The organism is Niallia sp. FSL W8-0635 (assembly GCF_038007965.1).
Lineage (GTDB): Bacteria > Bacillota > Bacilli > Bacillales > Cytobacillaceae > Niallia.
In genome coordinates, this window is the sequence record NZ_JBBOYD010000001.1 from 1,803,414 (window position 1) to 1,828,371 (window position 24,958).

A 24,958-nucleotide genomic window follows, 5' to 3' on the forward strand; every position below is an offset into this window, starting at 1 on the left:
AATGACATTTATTATTTTAGTATTAGCTAAATTATTACAGTATTACTCCTATGCATTAATTATTTACATTCTAATGTCTTGGATTCCGAGTGCTCGTGAAACATCTATTGGTGTTTTTCTTGCTAAAGTATGTGAACCATACTTAGAAGTTTTCAGAAGGGTTATTCCACCAATTGGTATGCTAGATATTTCACCAATTGTTGCTATCTTTGTTTTAAACCTTGCTGGAATGGGAATTCAACAATTAGGAATGTGGTTTATATAAGTTTAAGAGGGCTAATATAGCCCTTTTTCTATGCAAAAAAGGAGCTAAAAAACATGTCAATCTATCAACACTTTCGCCCAGAAGAAAGAGAGTTTATCGATCAAGTAGAAAATTGGCGAAGCTATGTCGAAAATACCTATTCCCCGAAATTATCCGATTTTTTGGATCCAAGGGAACAAAAAGTACTCAGTATGATTATTGGTGAGCATCAGGAAGTGAAATTTCAGTTTTTTGGTGGATATGAACAGGCAGAAAGAAAACGCGCCCTCCTCTATCCTGAATATTACGAAGCAGATAAAGAGGATTTTAACTTATCTTTACTAGAAGTTAATTATCCAAAGAAATTTGTCACCATTGAACATCCACATGTTTTAGGAAGCTTAATGTCTCTTGGATTAAATCGTAATAAATTCGGTGATATTTTGGTTGTGGATGGGGAAATTCAATTTGTTGTTGCGGCAGAAGTAGAGGATTATGTAAGACTTCAGCTTGAATCGATCGGGAAAGCAAAGATAAGCCTTTCAGCTGTTTCTTTAGATAAACTTATTTTTAAAGAAGAGCATTGGACAGAAATCACTACGACCGTTTCCTCTCTGCGCCTCGATACACTAATTGCAGCTATTTATAATTTTTCAAGGGAAAAGGCAAAAACATATATTACGCAAGGATTAGTAAAAGTGAATTTTACTTTAATTGAGAATGTTGCATTTATATGTGAAGAAGGAGATGTATTTTCCGTTCGGGGAGAAGGAAGAGCTACCATTAAATCCATGGAAGGTAGAACCAAAAAAGATAAATGGCGAATTGTGGTAGGTAAATTGAAGTAGATAATAAGAGGGAAGAATAGCTGTGTAATTTCAAATCAAACAAAAAACATAGTTTTTTTATTGAATATATATGATACAATATTTTTTAGCAGCATTATTTTTCATGTTTCTTCTTATTTTTTAAAAATAATGCAGGAAATTCGGTAATACTGTCGAAATAAGGATGATACATAAAGAAATTGAAGTTTGGGAGGTGGCATTATGCCATTAACGCCGTTAGATATTCATAACAAGGAATTTGCCAAAGGCTTCCGCGGTTATGATGAAGATGAAGTAAATGAATTTCTTGACCAGGTAATTAAAGATTATGAAAATATTATCCGTGAGAAAAAAGAACTAGAAGAAAGATTAAACGAGTTAACTGATCGTATCGGCCACTATAATACAATTGAAGAAACGTTAAATAAATCCATTGTAGTAGCACAGGAAGCTGCCGAGGAAGTTAAACGTAATGCACAAAAAGAAGCAAAACTAATTATAAAAGAAGCAGAAAAAAATGCTGATCGCATTGTAAATGAATCATTATCGAAAGCAAGAAAGATTGCCCTTGAAATTGAAGAATTGAAAAAGCAATCAAAAGTATTCCGTACTCGATTCAAAATGCTAATTGAAGCACAATTAGATATGCTGAATAATGATGATTGGGATCATTTGTTAGAATATGAATTAGATGCATCCGAATTAAATTCAACAAAATAACTCCCAAGTCTTGACGAATGATGGAATGATGCAATATAATTTTCCACAAATATATATTCATGTAGCGTTGATAGGGATAGTAGATTTCCAGAAAACTTAAAGTAGCGAATCAGGGATGGTGTAAGCCTGATATAAGTTGGAAATTGAAAATCACCCTGGAGTCCTTTTCTGAAATAGTAGTAAGAAGAGGCGGTTCATTGCCGTTAATAAATGTCTAAGTGGATAAGAGTTTCTTTTATCTATAAGGGTGGTACCGCGGGAACCTTTAAAAACCTTCTCGTCCCTTTCGTGGGGATGAGAAGGTTTTTTGCTGTGTATACTGATTCTAAAAAAGCAGTTATGTCTATAATAGAATACTGAATATATAGAAGCTTACATGATGAAATAAAGATAAAATGTGTTGGAGGAAGAAAATGGAATATAAAGATACGTTGCTTATGCCAAAAACAGCCTTTCCGATGAGAGGGAATTTACCAAATCGCGAGCCTGATATGCAAGCGAAATGGAAAGAAATGAATATTTACGAAAAAGTACAAAACCGTACAAAAGGACGTCCAATGTTTGTTCTTCATGATGGACCCCCATATGCAAATGGTGATATACATATTGGGCATGCTTTGAACAAAATTTTAAAAGACTTTATTGTCCGTTATAAATCCATGACTGGATTCCAAGCACCATATGTGCCTGGTTGGGATACACATGGTCTTCCAATCGAACAAGCTTTAACGAATAAAGGCGTTAAACGAAAAGAAATGACGATTGCAGAATTTCGTAAATTATGTGAAGAATATGCTTTAGAGCAAATTGACAGTCAAAGAGAACAGTTTAAGCGCTTAGGTGTTCGTGGGGATTGGGAAAATCCTTATATTACGTTAAAGCCTGCTTATGAAGCACAGCAAATTAAAGTGTTTGGAGAAATGGCGAAAAAAGGCTATATCTATAAAGGGAAGAAGCCTGTATATTGGTCTCCAACAAGTGAATCAGCTCTAGCAGAAGCAGAAATTGAATATAAAGACAAAAAGTCGGCATCTATTTTTGTTGGATTTAAAGTCAAGGATGGTAAAGGTGTTTTAGCAGAAGATGTACAAATCGTAATTTGGACAACTACTCCTTGGACAATTCCTGCTAACTTAGGTATTTCCGTTCATCCTACATTAACGTATGTTGTTGTGGAAGAAAAAGGAAATCGATATTTAGTTGCCCAAGACTTACTAGAAAGTGTTAAAACGGAAATTGGCTGGGAAGAGGCGAATGTTGTTCAAGAAGTGAAAGGTGCGGAGCTAGAGTATATTTTAGCCACACACCCAATTTATGGCCGTGATTCTTTAGTAATGCTAGGAGAACATGTAACAACAGATGCTGGTACTGGCTGTGTTCATACGGCACCAGGACACGGGGAAGATGACTTCCTAGTTGGTCAAAAATATGGATTAGAAGTACTATGTCCTGTTGATGATAAAGGGGTTATGACAGAAGAGGCTCCTGGCTTTGAAGGACTATTCTATGATAAGGCAAATAAGCCAATTACAGAAAAGCTTGAAGAGGTTGGCGCATTATTAAAGCTTCAATTTATTACACACTCTTATCCACATGACTGGAGAACGAAAAAACCAGTTATTTTCCGTGCAACAGCACAATGGTTTGCTTCTATTAAAGACTTTAGAAATGAACTATTGGATGCAGTTAAAGAAACACAGTGGGTACCTGCATGGGGTGAAACAAGATTGTATAATATGGTTCGTGATCGCGGTGACTGGTGTATTTCTAGACAACGGGCATGGGGTGTGCCAATTCCTGTATTCTATGCTGAAAATGGCGAGAGCATTATTACGGATGAAACAATTGAGCATATCTCTCATTTATTTAGAGAGAATGGTTCAAATATTTGGTTTGAAAAATCGGCTAAGGAATTATTGCCTGAAGGATTTACACATCCTGGCAGCCCGAATGGCGAATTTACAAAAGAAACAGATATCATGGATGTATGGTTTGATTCAGGATCATCTCATCAAGCAGTATTGTTAGAAAGAGATGATTTACAACGTCCAGCAGATCTTTATTTAGAAGGATCTGACCAATATCGCGGTTGGTTTAACTCTTCTTTATCTACAGGCGTAGCAGTAACAGGTAAAGCACCTTATAAAGCTGTTTTAAGCCATGGTTTCGTGTTAGATGGAGAAGGACGTAAGATGAGTAAATCACTAGGAAATGTGATGGTTCCTGCAAAAGTCATGAACCAATTAGGTGCTGATATTTTACGCTTATGGGTAGCTTCTGTAGACTTCCAAGCAGATGTACGTGTATCTGATGCTATTTTAAAACAAGTAACAGAAGGATATCGTAAAATCAGAAATACTTTCCGTTTCTTATTAGGTAACCTAGCTGATTTTAACCCAGAAACAGATGCACTTGCTTACGCAGAATTACGTGAAGTGGATCAATTTATGATGATCAAGTTAAATAAGCTTATTAAATCTGTGACAGAATCCTATGATAAATATGAATTCTCTACTATTTATCATAATATTAATAATTTCTGTACATTAGATTTAAGTTCATTCTATCTTGATTTCTCAAAAGATGTTCTTTACATTGAAGCAACAAATAATAAAGAAAGAAGAGCGATTCAAACCGTTCTTTACGAAAGCTTAATGAGCTTAACGAAGCTAGTTGCACCAATCTTACCACATACTGCTGATGAGGTATGGGATCATATTTCTTCTGTAAAAGAGGAAAGTGTTCAGTTAACTGATTTCCCTGAATACAGAACATTTGAAAATAGTGATGCGGTAGAGGAAAAATGGAATAAATTCTTGGTTGTACGTGATGATGTACTTAAAGCATTAGAAGAAGCACGTAATCAAAAAGTAATTGGTAAATCTCTTGCTGCGAAAGTTACTTTGTATGTGAATGAAGAAGTAGGTACACTACTAAATTCTATTCAAGAAAACTTACAGCAATTATTTATCGTATCAGGATTTGAAATTGCTGGTGAATATAATAGTGCACCAGAAGAGGCATTAAAGCTAGAAAATGCTGCAATCGTAGTATCAAAAGCAGATGGTGAAACATGTGAAAGATGCTGGACTGTTACAACAGACGTTGGCACAGTAAAAGCACATCCAACACTATGTAAAAGATGCGCACTTGTAGTAGAAGAAAATTATTAAGAAACACTTATGAAGCCGATAAACTTTCATTAGTTTATCGGTTTTTTGCTTTTAAAAGATAGTTTAAAACAAAAAAATTAAAGGAAAAAAGTTTTGTAAAAGCCTTTTATTGGGAAAGGAAAAGAAGAATTAATGAATACATAGCGTGAAAGTAATGTCCGTCTATTATCTTGATGCAGGTGGAATTTTTTATACATACGTAATAAAGAGAAATAATACCACCTCCGTTAATAGTTGTTATGCCTGTTAAATCTTTAATCGTTTTTTGTCTTCTTCAATGGAAATGCTAAAGATAATTAAAGAAACGGAGGTAATGGAATTGAATTCAACTATTGAAAAGCTTTATACAGAACTCCGTATGACACAAATCGAATTAGCAACAACATTAAGAGTGAAAAGAGACTCGAAAATCAATAAATACATTGAAGAAGAATTAAGAGATGTAGAAGAAACAATGCAAAAATTAGAAAATGGTAATTATGGAATGTGCGAAATGTCAGGTGAATTACTGCCTGTTGATTTGTTGGAAATGATTCCAACGATTCGATCGAAAGAGGATATAAATAGTATTCAATCCTATTATAGAAAGTCCATTCATTAGAAGGTGATGATATATAGCTTGCATTTAAAATAATTAACCAAGCTATCGTTTTCATCTGGTTTATGCTAAAATGCTAAAGGAGACTCGAGAATTGGAGGAAACTTTAGTGTTTTATTACATAATTGCAGCTATAATTATTATTCTTGATCAATGGACGAAATGGTTAGTTGTAAAAAATATGGAACTTGGAGAAAGTATCGAAGTAATAAAAGATTTTTTCTATCTGACATCCCATCGTAATAGTGGTGCAGCTTGGGGAATGCTTGAGAATCAAATGGTGTTCTTCTATATTATCACTGTTATCGTTGTAATTGGATTGATTTATTTAATTCAGACAGGTACGAAAGGGAAAATTCTTTATGGTGTTTCTCTTGGTCTTATTTTAGGGGGGGCAATCGGCAATTTTATTGACCGCGCGCGCCATCAATATGTAGTAGACTTTATCAATACGTATATCTTTAATTATGATTTCCCAATATTTAATATTGCAGACTCATCTTTAGTAATTGGAGTTATTTTATTAATCCTAGTTATGCTGAAGGAGGATAGAGACGCAAAGAAGGAGAAGAAACATGGAAAAAAAGGAACATATCATTCAGAGTGAACAAGTAAATGAACGAATCGACAAAATCGTTTCTACGATTAACAGTGATTGGTCGAGAACACAGGTTCAACAATGGATAAAAGACGGTCATGTTACGGTTAATGGACAAACGGTAAAAACAAAGTATAAAGGTGTTTTAAATGATGTAGTCGAAATTGAAGTACCAGATGCTATCGAATTAGATGTCGAAGCTGAAGAAATGGATTTAGATATTTATTATGAAGATAGTGATGTTATCGTAGTAAATAAACCAAAAGGAATGGTTGTACACCCAGCACCAGGTCATGTAACGGGCACATTAGTAAATGGCTTAATGGCACATTGTAAAGATCTTTCTGGTATAAATGGTGTAATGAGACCAGGAATTGTTCATCGAATCGATAAAGATACATCTGGGCTTTTAATGGTTGCTAAAAATGATGCTGCACATGAAAGTCTTGTTAATCAGTTAGTGGCAAAAACAGTAACGAGAAAATATAAAGCTTTAGTACATGGTTCTATCCCACATGATTATGGAACGATTGAGGCGCCAATTGGTCGTGATACGAAAGATAGACAAAGTATGACGGTATTAGATAAGGGCAAGCATGCTGTTACTCATTTCCATGTATTAGAAAGAATCGATGGATACACCTATATTGAATGCCAATTAGAGACTGGACGTACCCATCAAATTCGTGTGCATATGAAGTATATTGGCTATCCACTTGTAGGAGATCCTAAATATGGACCAAGAAAAACATTGGATATCGGCGGTCAGGCACTGCATGCAGGAATACTAGGATTTGAACATCCACGCACAGGGGAATATTTAGAGTTTGAAGCACCACTTCCTAAAGACTATGAGAATCTTCTAGATACATTACGAAATAATCGTTGACACGCTTTTAATTTTATATTAAGATAACGTTAGTTGAATAAGTCCTTTAAATCAATCCCGTGAGGTTGAGAAGGAAACGGATCCTAGCTATTTTAAGCAATAGCTATATTGGTATACGTCTATCCTCTCATCTAAAAGGGTGAGGGGATATTTTTTTTTAGAAAATATGATTGAATCACAGCATGGATGGTGAGCGAGATGTCACAAAAGGCACTTGTACTAGACGATCAAGCAATAAGACGAGCATTAACAAGAATTGCTCATGAAATCATCGAGAAAAATAAGGGGATTGAGAATTGCATACTTGTTGGAATTCGAACAAGAGGCATCTATATCGCCAATCGCCTAGCAGAGAAAATTGCACAAATTGAAGGAAAACCAATTGAAGTTGGTGAATTGGATATTACTTTATATCGAGATGATTTATCGAAAAAGACGAAAAATGAGGAGCCATTAGTGAAAGGCTCAGATATTCCAACAGACATTCAAGGATTAAAAGTTATTCTTGTAGATGATGTCTTATATACAGGAAGAACGGTTCGCGCCGGCATGGATGCACTGATGGATATGGGAAGACCTGCATCTATACAGCTTGCAGTCTTAGTGGACAGAGGTCATAGAGAACTACCAATAAGAGCTGATTATGTTGGAAAAAACATTCCTACTTCCAGCTCAGAGAAAATTGTGGTAGAACTTACTGAAGTGGATGGATATGATGAAGTGAATATTTTTGAAAATTAAATAGAGCCCTTTTAATAGCAGTCCTGTGAGGCTGAGAAGGGGAGTTTTTTTCATCAGGTTTCTTTAAGCCTGTATAAAACCCCTTTTCAGCTGCGCTGAAAAGGGGTTTTATTTATGTAATAGGGGATATTAATAGCAATTATACAAGTAATTTTTTTAAACAGAAAGAGGAGACAGCAATGAACGAAACAAAACCCTTATTAGGAATTAAAGACAAGCCAAGTGCCCTTCAGTGGGTAACGTTAAGCTTACAGCATTTATTCGCTATGTTTGGTGCAACAGTGTTAGTACCATTCTTAATAGAAATGAACCCTGCGGTTGCTTTAGTCTCAAGTGGTGTAGGTACACTCGCATTCTTAATCATTACGCAATTTAAGGTTCCGGCCTACTTAGGATCATCCTTCGCCTTTATCGCACCAGTAATAGCTGCGAAGACAATGCCTGGTGGAGGTATAGGGGCAGCCATGATTGGAACATTTATAGCCGGGATTGTATACGGCATCGTATCCTTAATCATCAAAAAAGCTGGTTATCGTTGGATTATGAATATCCTACCGCCGATTGTTGTTGGACCAGTAATCATGGTTATCGGGCTAGCATTAGCTTCCACAGCAGTAGGGCAAGCAATGTATGTAAATAATGGTAGTGAAAATCAAGAATATAGCTTGCTTTATATCTCTGTTGCGCTAGTAACCTTACTAGCGACAATACTTTTCACCATGTTTGGCAAAGGAGTATTTAGCTTCATCCCAATCTTAGCAGGAATAATTGTTGGTTATGTATATGCCTTACTAGTAGGTGTTGTTAACTTCCAAGGTGTTCTGGATGCGAAATGGTTTGCAATGCCAGATTTCATCTTCCCATTTGTAGATTATCCAGTATCAGTTAATCTTGCCTTACTAACAATATTTGTACCAGTTGCAATTGTTACATTAACAGAGCATATTGGTCATCAGCTTGTATTAAGTAAAGTTGTTGGCAAAGATTATATTAAAGATCCTGGGTTACACAGAAGTATTTTAGGTGATGGAACAGCAACCATTCTCTCCGCATTAATGGGTGGCCCTGCCAAAACAACGTATGGAGAGAACATCGGAGTATTAGCTATCACAAGAGTATACAGCGTTTATGTATTAGCAGGAGCGGCAGTACTTGCAATCGGGTTTGGATTTATTGGCAAAATCGCAGCATTGATTCAATCCATCCCAACACCGGTAATGGGAGGAGTATCGATCCTTCTATTCGGAATCATCGCTTCCTCAGGTTTAAGAATCATTGTAGAAGCAAAGATTGACTTCAATAAAAATCGCAATTTAGTCATTGCATCAGTCATCCTAGTAACAGGAATCGGAGGCTTCTCCATTCATATGGGAGAAAACTTTAAATTAGAAGGAATGGCATTTGCCGCAATCCTAGGAATTATCTTAAATCTAGTATTGCCAGGTAGAGAAAAAGTAAAAGAAGATTTATTTGAAGAGGCAATTGCCGTAGACGAAACTAAATAGTAACACCTTTTAAACAAGTACAGAGAGACTTATAAGGGTGCCAAAAATGATGCATAGATTGTATGTGCTAGGTTCACTTTGCCTAAATCTACGCAGAATCAAACTTTTTGACGCCCTAACAAGTTGTTAGGGCGTTTTTTTAGAAAAAAAGTAGCAAATAACGGGAGGTAGTATCATGGAAAACTTATTAACTACGACTGAGTTAACCGTTACAGAGATTAAAGAAATCTTAAGAGACGCACAACGATTTGCAAATGGAGAAACGTGGAAACCAGCAAATCAATCCTTTGTGGCAAACCTCTTTTTCGAAGCTAGCACGAGAACAAAAAGCAGCTTTGAAGTAGCGGAAAGAAAGTTAGGACTTGAGGTAATCCCTTTTGAAACAACAACCTCAAGTGTTGTTAAAGGAGAAACACTATATGATACTGTTCGAACGCTGGAATCAGTAGGAGTAAATGCTATTGTCATAAGACATGAAAAGGATCATTACTTTAATGAATTAGTAGGGAAGGTAAATATACCAGTCATTAATGCTGGTGATGGCTGTGGTCATCATCCTACACAGTCACTGCTAGACCTTCTGACGATACAGCAGGAATTCCAACGCTTCAACGGCTTGAAAATAAGCATAATCGGAGATATCAGCCATAGCCGTGTTGCAAGGTCGAATGCAGATGCCCTAACAAGACTCGGGGCAGAGGTTGTTTTTTCAGGACCAAGAGAATGGTTTGATGAAACAGTCCTTCAGGATGCAAATTATGAAGATATTGATACAGCGATTGAAACATCTGATGTTGTTATGCTGCTACGTGTCCAACATGAAAGACATGGGGATGAAAGAGCGGCTTTTGATAAAGAAAGCTACCATAGACTTTATGGGTTAACAGTAGAAAGAGAAAGAAAAATGAAGCCAGGCAGCATTATCATGCATCCTGCACCAGTGAACAGAGATGTAGAAATTGCAGATGAATTGGTTGAATGCGAACGCTCCAGAATTTTTAAGCAAATGGAAAATGGTGTATTTATCCGCATGAGTGTCTTAAAGAGATCATTAGAAAATATCGGAGGGAGAAATGAACATGTCAATACTTATCAAAAATGGCCAGTTGCTTAATACTACAGGGGAATTAGAACAGAAGGACATATTGATTGAAAATGGAGCGATCAAGACGATTGCAAAGGAAATCGATATGAATGCAGATGAAGTGATTGATGCAGCTGGAAAAATAGTTGCTCCAGGGTTTATTGACCTACATGTTCATTTAAGAGAACCAGGTGGAGAAAAGAAAGAAACGATTGCAACAGGGACAATGGCAGCAGCACGCGGAGGGTTTACAACGATTGCGAATATGCCAAACACTAGACCTGTTCCTGACACTGTCGAAAATCTACATAATTTAAATGAAAGGATTAAAAATACGGCAAATGTAAATGTTTTACCGTATGCGTCCATTACCATTAGACAATTAGGGGCTGAGCTTACAGATTTTAAGGCACTTAAAGAATTAGGAGCATTTGCTTTTACAGATGATGGTGTGGGAATTCAAGAAGCAGGCCAAATGCTTGAAGCAATGAAGCAAGCTGCTGCATTAGATATGGCGATTGTTGCTCACTGTGAAGATAATAGCCTCATTAATAAAGGCTGTGTTCATGAAGGGGAATTTTCAAAGGCGAACGGTGTAAATGGGATTCCAAGTGTTTGTGAATCTGTGCAAATTGCAAGAGATGTTCTTTTAGCAGAAGCAACAGGCTGTCATTATCATGTATGCCACATCAGCACAAAAGAATCTGTACGTGTTGTAAGAGATGCGAAAAAAGCTGGAATCCGCGTGACAGCGGAGGTTTCACCACATCATTTATTATTAGCAGATACAGATATTCCTTCTCTTGATACGAACTATAAAATGAATCCTCCTTTAAGAGGAGCAGAGGATCGTAAAGCTCTACTCGAAGGCTTATTAGATGGAACAATAGACTTTATTGCAACAGACCATGCGCCGCATACAGCAGAAGATAAGGCACAATCGATGCAGCTTGCACCATTTGGAATTGTTGGTTTAGAAACAGCTTTTCCACTCCTTTATACACACTTTGTAAAAACAGGAGTAATGACGCTACAACAGTTAATTGATTATCTAACAGTGAAACCAGCTCAAAGCTTTAATTTGGATGCTGGAACATTAGAAGAAGGAAAGAATGCAGATATCGTCCTTCTTGATTTGGAAGACATAAATAAAATTGACCCTGAAACATTTTTATCAAAAGGAAGAAATACACCATTTGCTGGTTGGGAATGTCAAGGTTGGCCAGTTGCAACAATCGTTGGTGGAAAGATTGCTTGGAGAAAGGAAAGTGTACACGCATGAAAAAACAATTAATTCTTGAAGATGGCACGGTATTTATCGGAAAAGGCTTCGGTGCCGATACAGAAAAATTTGGTGAAGTAGTATTTAACACAGGAATGACAGGCTATCAGGAAATTCTATCCGATCCATCCTACTGTGGACAAATTGTCACACTTACGTATCCTTTGGTAGGAAATTATGGCATCAATCGAGATGATTTCGAATCGATAACGCCAGCCATTCATGGATTTATTGTGAAAGAAGTGTGTGATTTTCCTTCAAACTGGCGTAATGAACTATCCTTAGATGAATATTTCAAACAAAAGAATATCCCAGGAATTGCAGGAATTGATACGAGAAAATTAACCCGTATTATCCGTCAATATGGAACGTTAAAAGGAGCAATTTGCAGCATCGAGGAAAATGCAGAGGAAGTAATCGCAAAATTAAAAGGGATTACGTTAAGCACAGACCAAGTAAAGCAAGTTTCTACAAAGAAACCATATCCAAGTCCAGGCCGTGGAAGTCGCGTTGTGTTAGTAGACTATGGCATGAAGCATGGAATTTTACGAGAATTAAATAAACGAGATTGTGATGTAATCGTTGTTCCTTATAATACTACAGCAGAAGACATTCTACATTTAAGTCCAGACGGAGTGATGCTATCAAATGGACCTGGGGATCCAAAGGATGTGCCCGAGTCCATTGAAGCAATTAAAGGAATTATTGGAAAAGTACCACTGTTTGGAATCTGTCTAGGTCATCAATTGTTCGCACTTGCAAGTGGGGCAAACACAGAGAAAATGAAGTTTGGTCATAGAGGATCAAACCACCCCGTGAAGGATTTGTTAACAGGAAAAGTTTCTCTAACATCTCAAAACCATGGCTATACAGTAGAAGAAGAATCTATTAAGCATACAAACTTAGAAGTAACACATATTGCTTTAAATGATGGAACAATCGAAGGCTTACAGCATAAAGAATATCCAGCATTTACGGTGCAATATCATCCAGAAGCTTCACCTGGACCAGAGGATGCTAACTATTTATTCGATCGTTTTATGGAAATGATACAATCTCACAAACAGGAAGGTGCCGCATATGTCAAAGCTTAAAAGTATTAAAAGTATATTAGTAATCGGATCAGGACCAATCATCATTGGGCAGGCAGCAGAATTTGACTATGCAGGAGCGCAAGCATGTATCGCTTTAAAGGAAGAAGGCTATCGTGTTATCTTAGTAAACTCGAACCCTGCAACCATTATGACGGATACAGAAATGGCGGATAAAGTGTATATCGAACCGTTAACACTTGAGTTTGTCAGCAGAATTATTCGCAAAGAGAGACCAGATGCTATCCTGCCAACATTAGGAGGACAAACTGGCTTGAACCTTGCTGTTGAGCTTTCAGATGCAGGTGTGTTAGAGGAATGTGGGGTTGAAGTACTTGGAACGAAGCTATCTGCGATTCAGCAAGCAGAAGACAGAGACCTTTTCCGTAACTTGATGAATGAATTAGGAGAACCGGTACCAGATAGTGATATCATCCATAATATGGACGAAGCAAGAGCATTTGTGGAGAGAATCGGTTATCCAGTAATCGTTCGTCCTGCTTTCACACTAGGTGGAACGGGCGGCGGTATTTGCCATAATGATCAAGAATTAGAAGAAATCGTTACAAGTGGATTAAAAAACAGTCCAGTAACGCAATGTTTATTAGAAAAAAGTATCGCAGGATTCAAGGAAATTGAATATGAAGTAATGCGTGATAGCAATGATAACGCGATTGTTGTATGTAACATGGAAAATATCGATCCAGTTGGAATTCATACAGGTGACAGTATCGTTGTCGCACCAAGTCAGACGTTAAGTGATCGTGAATATCAATTATTAAGAAATACATCTTTAAAAATTATCCGTGCACTAAAAATTGAAGGTGGCTGTAACGTACAGCTTGCACTAGACCCAGATAGCTTCCAATACTATATTATCGAAGTTAACCCAAGGGTAAGTCGTTCATCTGCACTTGCGAGTAAAGCAACTGGCTATCCAATTGCAAAGCTAGCTGCAAAAATCGCAGTAGGCTTAACATTAGATGAAATGATGAATCCTGTAACAGGAAAAACATATGCAAGCTTTGAACCAGCACTTGATTATGTAGTAAGTAAAATCCCACGCTTTCCATTTGATAAGTTTGAATCAGCAAAACGTAACCTTGGTACACAAATGAAAGCAACTGGAGAAGTAATGGCGATTGGTCGTACTTTTGAAGAATCTTTATTAAAAGCGATTCGATCACTTGAAGCTAAAGTATATCACTTCTCCCTCAATGCAGCAGATGAAACAAGTGACGAATTACTGGAGAAACGAATAAGAGTTGCTGGAGACGAAAGATTGTTTTACATTGCAGAAGCACTTAACCGAGGTGTTAGCATTGAAACGATTCATGAATGGAGCAAGATTGACTTATTCTTCCTTTATAAAATGGAGGGCATCATCAAGTTTGAAAAAGAATTAATCAATCATCCATTTGATTATGAATTTGTGAAAGAAGCGAAAGAAAAGGGATTTGCTGATATTCAGCTTGCAAAGCTTTGGAATACAACAGAGCTTGAAGTATATAACTGGAGAAAAGAAAAAGGCATCGTGCCAGTTTATAAAATGGTAGATACATGTGCGGCGGAGTTTGAATCAGAAACACCGTACTATTATGGAACATATGAAGAAGAAAATGAATCAATTGTAACGGATAAGAAAAGCATCGTTGTCCTTGGCTCTGGACCGATTCGTATCGGGCAAGGGATTGAGTTTGACTATGCAACGGTTCACTCTGTATGGGCAATTAAGGAAGCTGGATATGAAGCTATTATCATTAATAATAATCCAGAGACAGTTTCAACGGACTTCAGTATCTCAGATAAGCTTTACTTTGAACCACTTACAATTGAAGATGTAATGCATATCATCGATTTAGAAAAGCCAGAAGGCGTTGTGGTTCAGTTTGGTGGGCAAACAGCCATCAACCTAGCTGGTCCATTAGCAGAGCGTGGCATCAAGATTTTAGGAACATCTCTAGAAGATTTAGATCGTGCTGAAGATCGTGATAAGTTTGAACAAAGTCTACATGAATTAGATATACCACAGCCAGACGGAAAAACGGCATTAACGGTAGAAGAAGCTCTTGTTGTTGCAAAATCAATTGGCTACCCAGTACTTGTTAGACCATCATACGTACTGGGCGGAAGAGCGATGCAAATCGTTTATAAGGATGAAGAATTGATTCCTTATATGGAAAATGCGGTAAAAGCAAGTCCGGGACAGCCAATCTTGATTGACCGTTACTTAACAGGAAAAGAAATCGAAGTAGATGCAATTTGTGATGGAACAGATGTAGTAATTCCAGGGATTATGGAGCATATCGAACGTGCTGGGGTTCACTCAGGAGATTCGATCGCTGTCTATCCACCACAAAGCTTATCTGCTGAAATTAAGCAAACATTAGTAGATTATACAACTAGACTTGCAAAAGGATTAAAAATTGTAGGGCTACTGAATATCCAATACGTTGTTTCCAAAGGAGAAGTATTCGTACTAGAAGTAAATCCTCGCTCTAGTAGAACAGTACCTTTCTTAAGCAAAATTACAAATGTGCCAATGGCGAAAATCGCTACAAAAGTAATTTTGGGTACTACCTTAAAAGAACAAGGCTATCAATCTGGTTTAGTAGCAGAGAAGTCTGGTGTTTATGTGAAAGTTCCAGTATTCTCTTTTGCAAAATTACGAAGAGTAGATATTACATTAGGACCTGAAATGAAATCAACAGGAGAGGTAATGGGGAAAGACATTACTCTTGAAAAAGCACTATATAAAGGCTTAATTGCTTCAGGGATGAAGATAAAAACATTTGGGACAGTGCTGATGACAATTGGGGATAAAGATAAGGAAGAGGCTTTACAGCTTGCAAAAAGATTTACAAATATCGGCTATAGCTTGATGGCGACAAGCGGAACAGCAGCGTTCCTAGAAAGCAATAGCATTCCAGTGAAAGTAGTCGGTAAAATCGGTGGAGAAGGTCATACATTAATTGATGTAATCCGCAATGGGGAAGCACAATTTGTGATTAATACATTCTCAAAAGGCAGTCAACCAGCAAGAGATGGATTCCGTATCAGACGTGAATCTGTTGAAAATGGCATTCCATGTTTAACTTCTTTAGATACAGCTGAAGCAATACTTAGAGTAGTAGAATCAATGACATTCTCAACAGAGGCAATGGAGCCGAGCAAAACGCAACCGGAGGCAGTGTTAGTATGATCAAAAACGAAATCTGTACAGTAGTCGAACAGAAAGAAATAGCTGAAAATATTATGGAGCTCACCTTAACAGGTGAGCTTGTCTCTGAAATGAACGAGCCAGGTCAATTTGTTCATATCAAGGTAAGCGATAGTACAACTCCCTTATTAAGACGCCCCATTAGTATTTGCCGGATTGATCAGGAAAGTAAAACATTTACGATGATTTACCGAGCAGAAGGAGCGGGCACAAAGCTTCTTGCCAAAAAGCAAGCTGGAGAAGCGATTGACATTCTTGGTCCTTTAGGAAATGGATTCCCAGTTGAAGAAAGCAAGACTGGGCAGACAGCCTTATTAGTTGGTGGAGGAATTGGTGTTCCGCCTTTATATGAATTAGCCAATCGTCTAGTTGCCAAAGGGGTAAAGGTTGTTGCTGTATTAGGCTTTCAAACAGAATCCGTTGCATTTTATGAAGAAAAGTTTGCCTCACTTGGGGATACGTATATCGCTACAGTAGATGGTAGCCATGGTACACAAGGCTTTGTCACAGACGTTATTTTTCAAGAAAATCTGGAATTTGACGTATTATATTCCTGTGGACCAACGCCGATGCTTAAAAATTTAGAAAAAACATTCCCAGATAAAAAAGTCTATATTTCTTTAGAAGAAAGAATGGGGTGTGGGATTGGCGCATGCTTCGCTTGTGTGTGTCATACAGCAGATGATCCAACGGGATTCAGCTATAAAAAGGTATGTACAGATGGACCAGTATTTAGAACAGGGGAGGTTGTCCTATGAACCGACTTGAAGTAAATCTTCCGGGATTACAGCTTAAAAACCCAATTATGCCTGCTTCTGGCTGTTTTGGATTTGGACGGGAATACAGCAATTTATATGATTTAAGCAAGCTTGGTGCCATCATGATAAAAGCAACTACGGTGGAACCACGCTTTGGAAATCCAACACCAAGAGTAGCTGAGACTACTTCTGGGATGCTAAATGCCATTGGTCTTCAAAACCCAGGTCTAAAAAAAGTGGTTGGGGAAGAATTGCCTTGGCTAAGTCAATTTGATGTGCCAATCATTGCGAATGTCGCGGGATCAGTGGAAGAGGATTATGTTGCTGTTGCGAAGGAAATTTCAAAAGCATCAAATGTTGCCGCACTAGAATTAAACATTTCTTGTCCGAATGTAAAAACAGGAGGCATTGCTTTTGGAACGATTCCAGAGGTTGCCAAGGAATTAACGAAAAAGGTGAAGGAAGTGTCAGAAGTTCCGGTATATGTAAAGCTTTCACCAAATGTAACGAATATTGTTGAGATGGCAAAAGCGGTGGAAGCTGGAGGAGCAGATGGAATTACGATGATTAACACCCTTGTTGGCATGCGCCTTGATTTAAAGACAGGCAAGCCAATTCTAGCCAACAAAACGGGAGGATTATCTGGTCCTGCAGTAAAGCCTGTAGCAATCCGAATGATTTATGAAGTAAGTCAAGCAGTAAACCTACCGATTATCGGAATGGGGGGAGTATCCACTGCTGAAGATGTATTAGAGTTTTTCTATGCAGGCGCAAGTGCAGTAGCAGTCGGTACAGCAAACTTTGTTGATCCATTCATTTGCCCAAAAATAATTGAAGAATTACCTGAGCTATTAGATAAATACGGATTTGAACATATTTCAGAAGTAACGGGAAGGAGCTGGGGAAAGCATGAACAATTCGCTTATCATCGCGCTTGATTTTGCAAGTAAGGACGAGGTTCATTCCTTTTTAAAAGGGTTTAACGGAGAATCGTTGTTTTTAAAAGTAGGTATGGAATTATTTTATAAAGAAGGACCAAGCATCATTCAAGAATTAAAGGAACAAAATCACCAAATTTTCCTTGACCTAAAACTACATGATATTCCAAATACAGTTGGAAGTGCGATGAAAAATATTGCTGGCTTAGGCGTTGATTTAGTGAATGTTCATGCAGCTGGTGGAATCGACATGATGGCCAGAGCGGTTGAGGGACTCGAAGCGGGTACACTATCTGGAATGAAACGAGCGAAATGTATTGGTGTGACACAGTTGACAAGTACGTCTGAAGCAAGCATGCAAAAAGAGCAATTAATTAAAGTTCCTTTACAGGAATCGGTATTACATTATGCAACGATTACGAAAGAGGCTGGCCTAGATGGCGTCGTTTGCTCGACATTAGAAGCCGCTGCGATACGTGATAGATTAGGTGATTCATTTTTAACGGTAACACCAGGAATCCGTTTAAAGACAGATGCGGTACAGGATCAAGTACGAGTAGCAACACCAAAGATTGCGAGAGAAAATGGGGTATCAGCAATTGTTGTTGGACGTTCCATTACAAGAGCAGAAAATCCATATGAAAGCTATTCATTATTTAAATCCGAGTGGGAGGGCATCACGATATGAAACATGAAATTGCAGAACAATTATTAGATATTAAGGCAGTATTTTTACAACCAAATGATCCATTTACTTGGTCTTCAGGATTAAAGTCGCCAATCTATTGTGATAATCGCTTAACTTTGTCTTATCCAAAGGTGCGTAAAAATATCGCAACAGGATTAGCTGGATTAATTAAAGAAAAATTCCCTGAAACAGAAGTAGTAGCTGGAACTGCAACAGCAGGTATTCCTCATGCGGCTTGGGTAAGTGATATTCTCGACTTGCCAATGGTATATATCCGTTCAAAGGCAAAGGCACATGGAAAAGGTAAGCAAATTGAAGGCAAAGTCGAAAAAGGACAAAAAGTGGTAGTGGTGGAAGATCTAATTTCAACAGGTGGTAGTGTTATCAATGCTGTTGAGAGTTTACGAGAAGCAGGCTGTGAAGTTCTTGGAGTAGTTGCCATCTTTACATATGAGCTGCCAAAAGGGAATGAAATGCTAGGAGAAGCGGAAATTACAGCTTATTCGTTAACTGACTATACGAGTTTATTAAATGTAGCGCAAGAAAAAGGATACATTGAAGAGGCGGATCTAGCAAGCTTAAAAGCTTGGAAGGAAAATCCAGAGAAATGGTAAAATAACTAAATGGAAAAAGGCGAATTCGTGTTGGATTCGTCTTTTTTCATGTTTTTTTGTATATTTCGATTTAATGAAGTTTAACAGATAAAAGGACAAAGTTCTATTTCGCAGCAGACACTGTCCTTTCAATACTTCTATAGGCTACTGTTCCTTTCCATTCCCGAATTTCATTAATAATAATTAAATTCGCAATATATTAGGAATTACGAATTAAGCTGCTAAAAAATTTGTGCAAATGTACAAAATTTTTAGTAAATATGACTATATCAATCCAAAGAAAAATAGAGTAATATTTTTAAATAGAAAGCGCTATCTATACTTTTTTGTTTAAAAAGAAAGGGGTGAGTACTCATAAAAAACGATTTTGTTATTGTTTTAGCTCCAGACTCTTTTAAAGAGAGCATGACAGCAAGAGAAGCATGTGAGGCTATGGAAAGAGGGATTAAGAAAGCAAATAATCGGATTACCTGTCTCCAAGTGCCAATGGCAGATGGTGGAGAAAGCACAATGGAATTGCTAGTAAATGCTAATAAAGGTAAAATATACAATGAAAAAGTATTAGATCCTCTTGGGCGTGAAGTGACAGCATCATATGGTATTTTAGAAGATAGCCAAACAGGAATTATTGATATGGCTAGTGCAAGTGGCATTCATTTGGTAGCAATTGAAGAAAGGAATCCGCTTATTACTACTACTTATGGAACTGGTCAATTAATAAAAGCTTGTCTAGATCATAATATTAAAAAACTTATCGTAGGTATTGGTGGAAGCGCTACAAATGATGGTGGTGCTGGGCTGGTACAGGCTCTAGGTGGAAAGTTTTTTGATGAAAATGGAAAGGAGCTCGGGTTTGGAGGTGGAGAATTAGGAAGGCTGGCAAGAATAGATATAAAAAATTTGGATCCGCGCATAAAAGATCTATCAGTTGAGGTTGCATGTGATGTTAATAATCCCCTCTGTGGTGAGCAAGGAGCATCCTATGTGTTTGGACCACAAAAAGGTGCGACATTAGAAATCGCTCAACAATTAGACAGAAATTTAATGAATTATGCGGCTATAATTAAAGAAGAATTTCATATAGACATTCTTAATGTACCAGGTGCAGGAGCAGCAGGAGGCTTGGGTGCTGGATTGATGGTGTTTTTAAATGGAACGTTAAAAAAAGGCATTGATATTGTCATTCGATATTCATCATTGGAAGAGAAAGTGAAGGGGGCGGATATGGTCTGGACAGGTGAAGGCTGTATAGATTTCCAAACCAAATTTGGAAAAACCCCTATAGGTGTTGCTTCGGTCGCTAAAAAGTATAATAAACCTGTAGTGGCCTTTGCTGGTAAAATCGGTAATAATATTGATTCATTATATGAAAAAATTGATTCTATTTTTTGTATCATGCAAGGAGTAACAACGCTCGAGGAGGCGTTAGCAAATGGCAAGCAGAATCTAGAGCGTACTTCTGAGAATATGATACGATCGATGAATTTAGTCATGTAAAATGGATACCTCGTAAGAAAAGGTGATGGGATGAAATTATCGAAACAAATTGCGGAAAAGGTAGCAAAGGAAATGATGAATATCATCCCTTATAATATTAATCTTATGAATGAAAAAGGAATTATTTTTGGAAGCGGAGATAAGAAAAGAATCGGAACTTTGCATAAGGGAGCATCAAAGGTTCTTGTTACTCAAAAAATCTATGAGGTTTATATGGAAGAAGAGTCAATGAAACCGGGAGTCAATGAACCTATTGTAATTAATGATGAAATTATAGGAGTTATCGGAATTACTGGGCATCCAGATGAAGTGAGACCATTTAGTAAGTTGGTGGGCGCTACCGCCAAATTACTAATTGAACAGGAAAGCGTAAATAAGAAAATGCAAAACGACAGAATGAGGCGTGAGAAATTTTATAACGAATTATTACTAAGAAAAACATGCTATGACGATGAATTTTTGCAACAAGGAAAATTTTATGGAATTGACCTTACACAGAAATGTCAAGCAATCGTCATCAAAGGAAATTTAAATACAAAAGCTTTTAAGACATTTTTAGAAGATTTTAGACATTACTCTAGCATAAATCCTAATAAAATTGTTCTATTTATTACGGAACAAACTAAAGTGATGGAAGTAATAAAAGGCTTAATAGAAAGAATAGAAATAGAAAAAATAGCAATCGGTAACAAGGAGGAGTTAGCTGCTGTTTCATTGGAACAAGCAGACAGTGCGTGGGAGGTCGGAAATAAAATAAAGCCATCAGAAAAAGTCTATTACTATGATGATTTTAAATTATTTATTCATCTTGCTTCCTGTGAAAGAAATAATATTGATTCCAGTTTAGCAGGGTTAGATAAGTCAGGAAATAATAAGGAGCTTTTTCATACATTGCAAATATTTATAGAAGAAAATGGCGATATTCACAACACGACGAAAAAATTGAACATTCATAGAAATACTTTGAATTATCGATTAGAAAAAATTAAGGATCTAACTGGGAAGAATCCGAAAGTGTTTTTAGAATTATTCGAATTATTATGTTCAATGATTTGGTATAAATAATAGCAATTGTATAGAGAATAAAGCTCTTTTTGATTTGATCATTTTGTAAGCGCTAATATGGAGTGAAATCAAAAGTATCACTGATATAATGGCATACTTTGCTAGTACTACCATCCTACATAAGAAATCGATAACAATTTAAAGGTGATAGTAGGCATTGCGTTTTCGTATTGAATGGGCGAAAGGCTTAATTTAGAAGAACTGTGAGAGAAAAAATTTTTTATCTAATCTTTTGTTCGATAAATAACTATTTTTGGAAAGGTGATAGAAATCACTCCAAATACGAGGAAGCATTCATATTGTATGAACAATAATTAGAAAAAAGGGGGATAAATATGAACACAAGACTCGCAGAGAACATTCCGGTGGTTCCAACAGTAAAAATTAGAACGAAAGAAAAACTTGGCTATGCTACTGGAGATTTAGCTTGTAATTTTATCTATCAAACAGTGAGTAGCTATCTATTATTCTTTTACACGGACGTTTTTGGAATCACAGCTGCAGCAGCTGGATTGATGTTCTTAATCGTTCGGCTAATTGATGCCGTTCTCGATCCATTTATTGGAACACTTGTTGATAAAACCAATACAAAATACGGAAGATTTCGTCCATATCTTTTATATGGCGCTTTTCCCTTTGCAGGTGTAGCAATTCTTTGCTTTACAACACCAGGATTTTCTGACCCGATGAAACTTGTTTATGCCTATATAACTTATATTTTATTATCAATAACCTATTCCGTTATTAATATTCCGTATACAGCCCTTACGTCAGCAATCACTCAAGATAATAAAGAGGTTGTTAGTTTAACTTCTTATAGAATGCTATTTTCCAATACCGGCGGATTAATTGTTTCTTTCGGAGTGCCACTTTTAGCTGGAATCTTTACAAGTGTATCTGGCGCAACAAGTACTGGTTGGCAAATCACGATGTCTATCATGGGAATTGTCGGAGCCTTTTTATTGATTTATAGCTTTTATAATACAAAAGAACGCGTACCTATTTCTCATAAGGAAGAAGATAAGATTACATTTAAGGATATATTTATTCAATTAAAGAGTAATCGTCCGCTTCTCATCGTATGTTTATTCTTTATTCTTAACTTCGGCGTGAATTCGATTGTTAACTCTGTTGGTATTTATTATGTTACGTATAATGTTGGGAAACCAGAACTTGTAAAATGGTATGGATTATTAGGAACACTTCCAGCACTTGTTCTTATGCCATTAATGCCAATGATGTATAAGTGGATGGGAAAGAAAAAATTACTATTTACAGCGCTATCTTGTAAGGCAATTGGTTTGATTGCTCTATTCCTAGTGCCAGCTTCTATGGTTCCACTTGTTTTTGCATCAAGAGCTATTGCGGCAATTGGTACAATCACAGCAGGCGGTTTTACATGGGCGTTAATTCCGGAGACGATTGATTATGGTGAATATAAAACGGGTAAACGTGCAAGCGGTGTCATTTATGCTTTAGTTGGTTTCTTCTTTAAGTTCGGTATGGCTATTGGCGGAATCATTCCAGGTTTAATCCTAGCTAATTTCGGCTATGTTGCCAACCAAATTCAAACAGCAACTGCTTTACACGGAATTTTAATAACAATGACAATTATTCCAGCAGTCTTTGTCATAATTGAACTATTTGCTATCTATTTCTATAACCTTGATGAAAAGGAACATAAAAGAGTACTTTCAGTGTTGAATACTAGAAAATAATCTTGATTGTATAAGGTTATATAAAAAAAACTATTAATCTTCCAGCGTTTATTGGATTCTTCAATCTGGAAAACAATTTATCTCCTGTTAGTTTGATATAAAATAGTCAATTAATAAGTAAAGTTCCCCGCTATTTTTTGACTATTTTATGTTTAAAAATAAGACATTTGCTAGGAAAGGATGATTATAATAATGGAATTACTTCAAGTAGAAAATAATAAAATTATCGGTGCATCTGGAAAACCAATTCAATTAAGAGGGACCTGTATTGGTGGATGGATGAATATGGAAGACTTTATTAATGGGTATACAGGAACAGAACACGCACTTCGTTATACAATGGCTGAAACGATTGGTAAAGAAAAAGCTGAGTTTCTATTTGATCGATTATTACATTATTTTTTCGGAGAAGATGATATAAAATTTATCAAAAGTTGGGGAGCAACTGCCATCCGAATTCCTTTAAATTACCGTCATTTTGAAGATGATGAAGCACCATTTATTTATAAAGAATCGGGATTTGAACGTTTGGATAAAATCATTGATTTATGCGAAAAGCATGAGCTTTATGTTATTCTCGATCTCCATGCAGTCCAAGGCTATCAAAATACGCATTGGCATTCAGATAATGATGTGCGCCATAGCTTTTTCTGGCATGATAAAACATACCAAGATCGATTTATTGCTTTATGGGAAGAATTTGCAAGACGCTATAATGGCAGAAGTGTGATTGCAGGCTATAATATTATGAATGAACCATGTGTGAATACTCCCCATGGGGACTTCCCTCACACTTTCTTTAAGAATTATAAACCAGACTGGGAAAGGATGAATCGAATCTATAGAAGAACGGTGGAAGCAATCCGTGATATTGATCCTGACCATATTATCTTTCTTGAAGGAGATAACTACTCGAAGTTATTCGAGGGATTAGAAGCACCTTTTGCTACCAATCTGGTTTACAGTAGCCATAATTATACTGCTGCAGGATTTGGACCTGGCCCTTATCCAGGTATAGCTGATGCAAAGACTGCTCGTGTTGAAAGTGGAAAGCATTGGGATTTAGACGTTCAAAAGGAAGTATTTAATAGTCATGAAGGGACACAATTTGCAGAAAAATATAATGTTCCTCTTTGGGTAGGGGAATTTGGTTCCGTATATAATGGGCCAGAAAATGAGATTTCCGACCGCCTAGATGCGATGGATGATCAATTAGGTATCTTTGAGGAATTTGGTGCACACTGGACAACTTGGACATATAAAGATGTAGGAGTAATGGGCTTAGTAACACTCGATCCAGAATCTGAATATTTACAGAAGGTTTCGGCCATTTTCAAAATGAAGCATGCCCTTAATACAGATGATTGGATGATATGGTTACCAGGATTTAAGGCAAGACAATCTGTTGAAGAACTAGCAACTCATCTTGAAGAGGTGGTTAATCCAGAAATGTCTCACAGCTTTAATCTATCCAGCCTGTCACAAGCAATTTTAACTATTTATGCTGGAGCATTGATCCAACCAGAGTATGCAAAGATTTTTAAAGATCTTTCTGAAGAAGAAATTGATCTTATTATGCAGTCCTTTGCTTTTAAAAACTGTAAAGTAAATGAAGGTTTGCTAAATGTATTGGAAAAGCATACAAATAATAAACATAGTTCCTTAAAAGTAGAGCAGTGATAAATAAAAAAACGGGGAGAAATAAATT

General features: G+C 36.8%; 21 protein-coding genes and 1 other annotated feature. All 21 genes read left to right on the plus strand.

The window, feature by feature from the left end; genetic code table 11:
• The first annotated feature begins 1 nt into the window (after nt 1).
• The 21 genes from NYE52_RS08430 to NYE52_RS08530 all read left to right on the plus strand — a co-directional run bounded on the left by NYE52_RS08430 (nt 2) and on the right by NYE52_RS08530 (nt 24,930).
• Nucleotides 2-265, plus strand: coding sequence for a YggT family protein (locus tag NYE52_RS08430; protein ID WP_031534325.1), 264 nt, complete (start codon nt 2-4; stop codon nt 263-265).
• Nucleotides 266-318: 53 nt separating this feature from the next.
• Nucleotides 319-1,092, plus strand: a complete 774-nt coding sequence (locus NYE52_RS08435; RefSeq protein WP_341192663.1) for a YlmH family RNA-binding protein — start codon at nt 319-321, stop codon at nt 1,090-1,092.
• Nucleotides 1,093-1,293: 201 nt separating this feature from the next.
• Nucleotides 1,294-1,791, plus strand: a complete 498-nt coding sequence (locus NYE52_RS08440; protein ID WP_341192664.1) for a DivIVA domain-containing protein — start codon at nt 1,294-1,296, stop codon at nt 1,789-1,791.
• 58 nt (nt 1,792-1,849) lie between these two features.
• Nucleotides 1,850-2,079, plus strand: a binding site (T-box leader).
• A 125-nt stretch (nt 2,080-2,204) separates the two neighbouring features.
• Entirely contained in the window at nt 2,205-4,964 is a 2,760-nt protein-coding gene (ileS, locus tag NYE52_RS08445; RefSeq protein WP_341192665.1) for an isoleucine--tRNA ligase, read from the plus strand.
• Nucleotides 4,965-5,283: 319 nt separating this feature from the next.
• Nucleotides 5,284-5,565, plus strand: a complete 282-nt coding sequence (locus NYE52_RS08450) for a hypothetical protein (RefSeq protein WP_341192666.1) — start codon at nt 5,284-5,286, stop codon at nt 5,563-5,565.
• 106 nt (nt 5,566-5,671) lie between these two features.
• Complete coding sequence (lspA, locus tag NYE52_RS08455; RefSeq protein ID WP_445669142.1) at nt 5,672-6,169, plus strand: signal peptidase II; 498 nt, start codon at nt 5,672-5,674, stop codon at nt 6,167-6,169.
• Complete coding sequence (locus NYE52_RS08460) at nt 6,138-7,049, plus strand: RluA family pseudouridine synthase (protein ID WP_341192668.1); 912 nt, start codon at nt 6,138-6,140, stop codon at nt 7,047-7,049. Before lspA ends, NYE52_RS08460 begins: the two co-directional genes overlap by 32 nt.
• Nucleotides 7,050-7,247: 198 nt before the next feature.
• Entirely contained in the window at nt 7,248-7,790 is a 543-nt protein-coding gene (gene pyrR / locus NYE52_RS08465) for a bifunctional pyr operon transcriptional regulator/uracil phosphoribosyltransferase PyrR (protein WP_341192669.1), read from the plus strand.
• 179 nt (nt 7,791-7,969) lie between these two features.
• A complete protein-coding gene (locus NYE52_RS08470; RefSeq protein WP_341192670.1) occupies nt 7,970-9,295 on the plus strand; it encodes a solute carrier family 23 protein in 1,326 nt (441 codons plus the stop codon).
• A gap of 175 nt (nt 9,296-9,470) precedes the next feature.
• Nucleotides 9,471-10,409 carry an aspartate carbamoyltransferase catalytic subunit gene (locus tag NYE52_RS08475; RefSeq protein ID WP_341192671.1) on the plus strand — a complete coding sequence of 313 codons (939 nt, stop codon included), beginning with the start codon at nt 9,471-9,473 and terminating at the stop codon, nt 10,407-10,409.
• Nucleotides 10,375-11,661 carry a dihydroorotase gene (locus tag NYE52_RS08480; protein WP_341192672.1) on the plus strand — a complete coding sequence of 429 codons (1,287 nt, stop codon included), beginning with the start codon at nt 10,375-10,377 and terminating at the stop codon, nt 11,659-11,661. Before NYE52_RS08475 ends, NYE52_RS08480 begins: the two co-directional genes overlap by 35 nt.
• Nucleotides 11,658-12,755 (plus strand): carbamoyl phosphate synthase small subunit, encoded by a 1,098-nt coding sequence (locus NYE52_RS08485; protein ID WP_341192673.1) that lies wholly within the window; start codon nt 11,658-11,660, stop codon nt 12,753-12,755. Before NYE52_RS08480 ends, NYE52_RS08485 begins: the two co-directional genes overlap by 4 nt.
• The gene (gene carB / locus NYE52_RS08490; RefSeq protein ID WP_341192674.1) at nt 12,742-15,954 is read left to right on the plus strand and encodes a carbamoyl-phosphate synthase large subunit; all 3,213 of its coding nucleotides are present in this window, start codon (nt 12,742-12,744) and stop codon (nt 15,952-15,954) included. The genes NYE52_RS08485 and carB overlap by 14 nt, the downstream gene beginning before the upstream one ends.
• Nucleotides 15,951-16,730 carry a dihydroorotate dehydrogenase electron transfer subunit gene (locus NYE52_RS08495; protein ID WP_341192675.1) on the plus strand — a complete coding sequence of 260 codons (780 nt, stop codon included), beginning with the start codon at nt 15,951-15,953 and terminating at the stop codon, nt 16,728-16,730. Before carB ends, NYE52_RS08495 begins: the two co-directional genes overlap by 4 nt.
• Complete coding sequence (locus tag NYE52_RS08500; protein WP_341192676.1) at nt 16,727-17,668, plus strand: dihydroorotate dehydrogenase; 942 nt, start codon at nt 16,727-16,729, stop codon at nt 17,666-17,668. The genes NYE52_RS08495 and NYE52_RS08500 overlap by 4 nt, the downstream gene beginning before the upstream one ends.
• Entirely contained in the window at nt 17,640-18,356 is a 717-nt protein-coding gene (gene pyrF / locus NYE52_RS08505; RefSeq protein ID WP_341192677.1) for an orotidine-5'-phosphate decarboxylase, read from the plus strand. The genes NYE52_RS08500 and pyrF overlap by 29 nt, the downstream gene beginning before the upstream one ends.
• Nucleotides 18,353-18,970 carry an orotate phosphoribosyltransferase gene (gene pyrE, locus NYE52_RS08510; RefSeq protein ID WP_341192678.1) on the plus strand — a complete coding sequence of 206 codons (618 nt, stop codon included), beginning with the start codon at nt 18,353-18,355 and terminating at the stop codon, nt 18,968-18,970. Before pyrF ends, pyrE begins: the two co-directional genes overlap by 4 nt.
• A 354-nt stretch (nt 18,971-19,324) precedes the next feature.
• Complete coding sequence (locus NYE52_RS08515) at nt 19,325-20,467, plus strand: glycerate kinase family protein (protein ID WP_341195140.1); 1,143 nt, start codon at nt 19,325-19,327, stop codon at nt 20,465-20,467.
• Nucleotides 20,468-20,497: 30 nt separating this feature from the next.
• A complete protein-coding gene (locus NYE52_RS08520) occupies nt 20,498-21,532 on the plus strand; it encodes a CdaR family transcriptional regulator (RefSeq protein WP_341192679.1) in 1,035 nt (344 codons plus the stop codon).
• A gap of 335 nt (nt 21,533-21,867) precedes the next feature.
• On the plus strand, nt 21,868-23,250 hold the full coding sequence (locus NYE52_RS08525; protein WP_341192680.1) for an MFS transporter: 1,383 nt from the start codon (nt 21,868-21,870) through the stop codon (nt 23,248-23,250).
• Between the two features lie 192 nt (nt 23,251-23,442).
• On the plus strand, nt 23,443-24,930 hold the full coding sequence (locus NYE52_RS08530; RefSeq protein ID WP_341192681.1) for a glycoside hydrolase family 5 protein: 1,488 nt from the start codon (nt 23,443-23,445) through the stop codon (nt 24,928-24,930).
• The last annotated feature ends 28 nt before the right edge of the window (nt 24,931-24,958 follow it).

Coding starts and splice junctions, on each gene's coding strand:
- NYE52_RS08430 (WP_031534325.1), top strand. CDS start 2: ATGACATTTATTATTTTAGTATTAGCTAAATTATTACAGTATTACTCC.
- NYE52_RS08435 (WP_341192663.1), top strand. CDS start 319: ATGTCAATCTATCAACACTTTCGCCCAGAAGAAAGAGAGTTTATCGAT.
- NYE52_RS08440 (WP_341192664.1), top strand. CDS start 1,294: ATGCCATTAACGCCGTTAGATATTCATAACAAGGAATTTGCCAAAGGC.
- ileS (WP_341192665.1), top strand. CDS start 2,205: ATGGAATATAAAGATACGTTGCTTATGCCAAAAACAGCCTTTCCGATG.
- NYE52_RS08460 (WP_341192668.1), top strand. CDS start 6,138: ATGGAAAAAAAGGAACATATCATTCAGAGTGAACAAGTAAATGAACGA.
- pyrR (WP_341192669.1), top strand. CDS start 7,248: ATGTCACAAAAGGCACTTGTACTAGACGATCAAGCAATAAGACGAGCA.
- NYE52_RS08470 (WP_341192670.1), top strand. CDS start 7,970: ATGAACGAAACAAAACCCTTATTAGGAATTAAAGACAAGCCAAGTGCC.
- NYE52_RS08475 (WP_341192671.1), top strand. CDS start 9,471: ATGGAAAACTTATTAACTACGACTGAGTTAACCGTTACAGAGATTAAA.
- NYE52_RS08480 (WP_341192672.1), top strand. CDS start 10,375: ATGTCAATACTTATCAAAAATGGCCAGTTGCTTAATACTACAGGGGAA.
- NYE52_RS08485 (WP_341192673.1), top strand. CDS start 11,658: ATGAAAAAACAATTAATTCTTGAAGATGGCACGGTATTTATCGGAAAA.
- carB (WP_341192674.1), top strand. CDS start 12,742: ATGTCAAAGCTTAAAAGTATTAAAAGTATATTAGTAATCGGATCAGGA.
- NYE52_RS08495 (WP_341192675.1), top strand. CDS start 15,951: ATGATCAAAAACGAAATCTGTACAGTAGTCGAACAGAAAGAAATAGCT.
- NYE52_RS08500 (WP_341192676.1), top strand. CDS start 16,727: ATGAACCGACTTGAAGTAAATCTTCCGGGATTACAGCTTAAAAACCCA.
- pyrF (WP_341192677.1), top strand. CDS start 17,640: ATGAACAATTCGCTTATCATCGCGCTTGATTTTGCAAGTAAGGACGAG.
- pyrE (WP_341192678.1), top strand. CDS start 18,353: ATGAAACATGAAATTGCAGAACAATTATTAGATATTAAGGCAGTATTT.
- NYE52_RS08520 (WP_341192679.1), top strand. CDS start 20,498: ATGAAATTATCGAAACAAATTGCGGAAAAGGTAGCAAAGGAAATGATG.
- NYE52_RS08525 (WP_341192680.1), top strand. CDS start 21,868: ATGAACACAAGACTCGCAGAGAACATTCCGGTGGTTCCAACAGTAAAA.
- NYE52_RS08530 (WP_341192681.1), top strand. CDS start 23,443: ATGGAATTACTTCAAGTAGAAAATAATAAAATTATCGGTGCATCTGGA.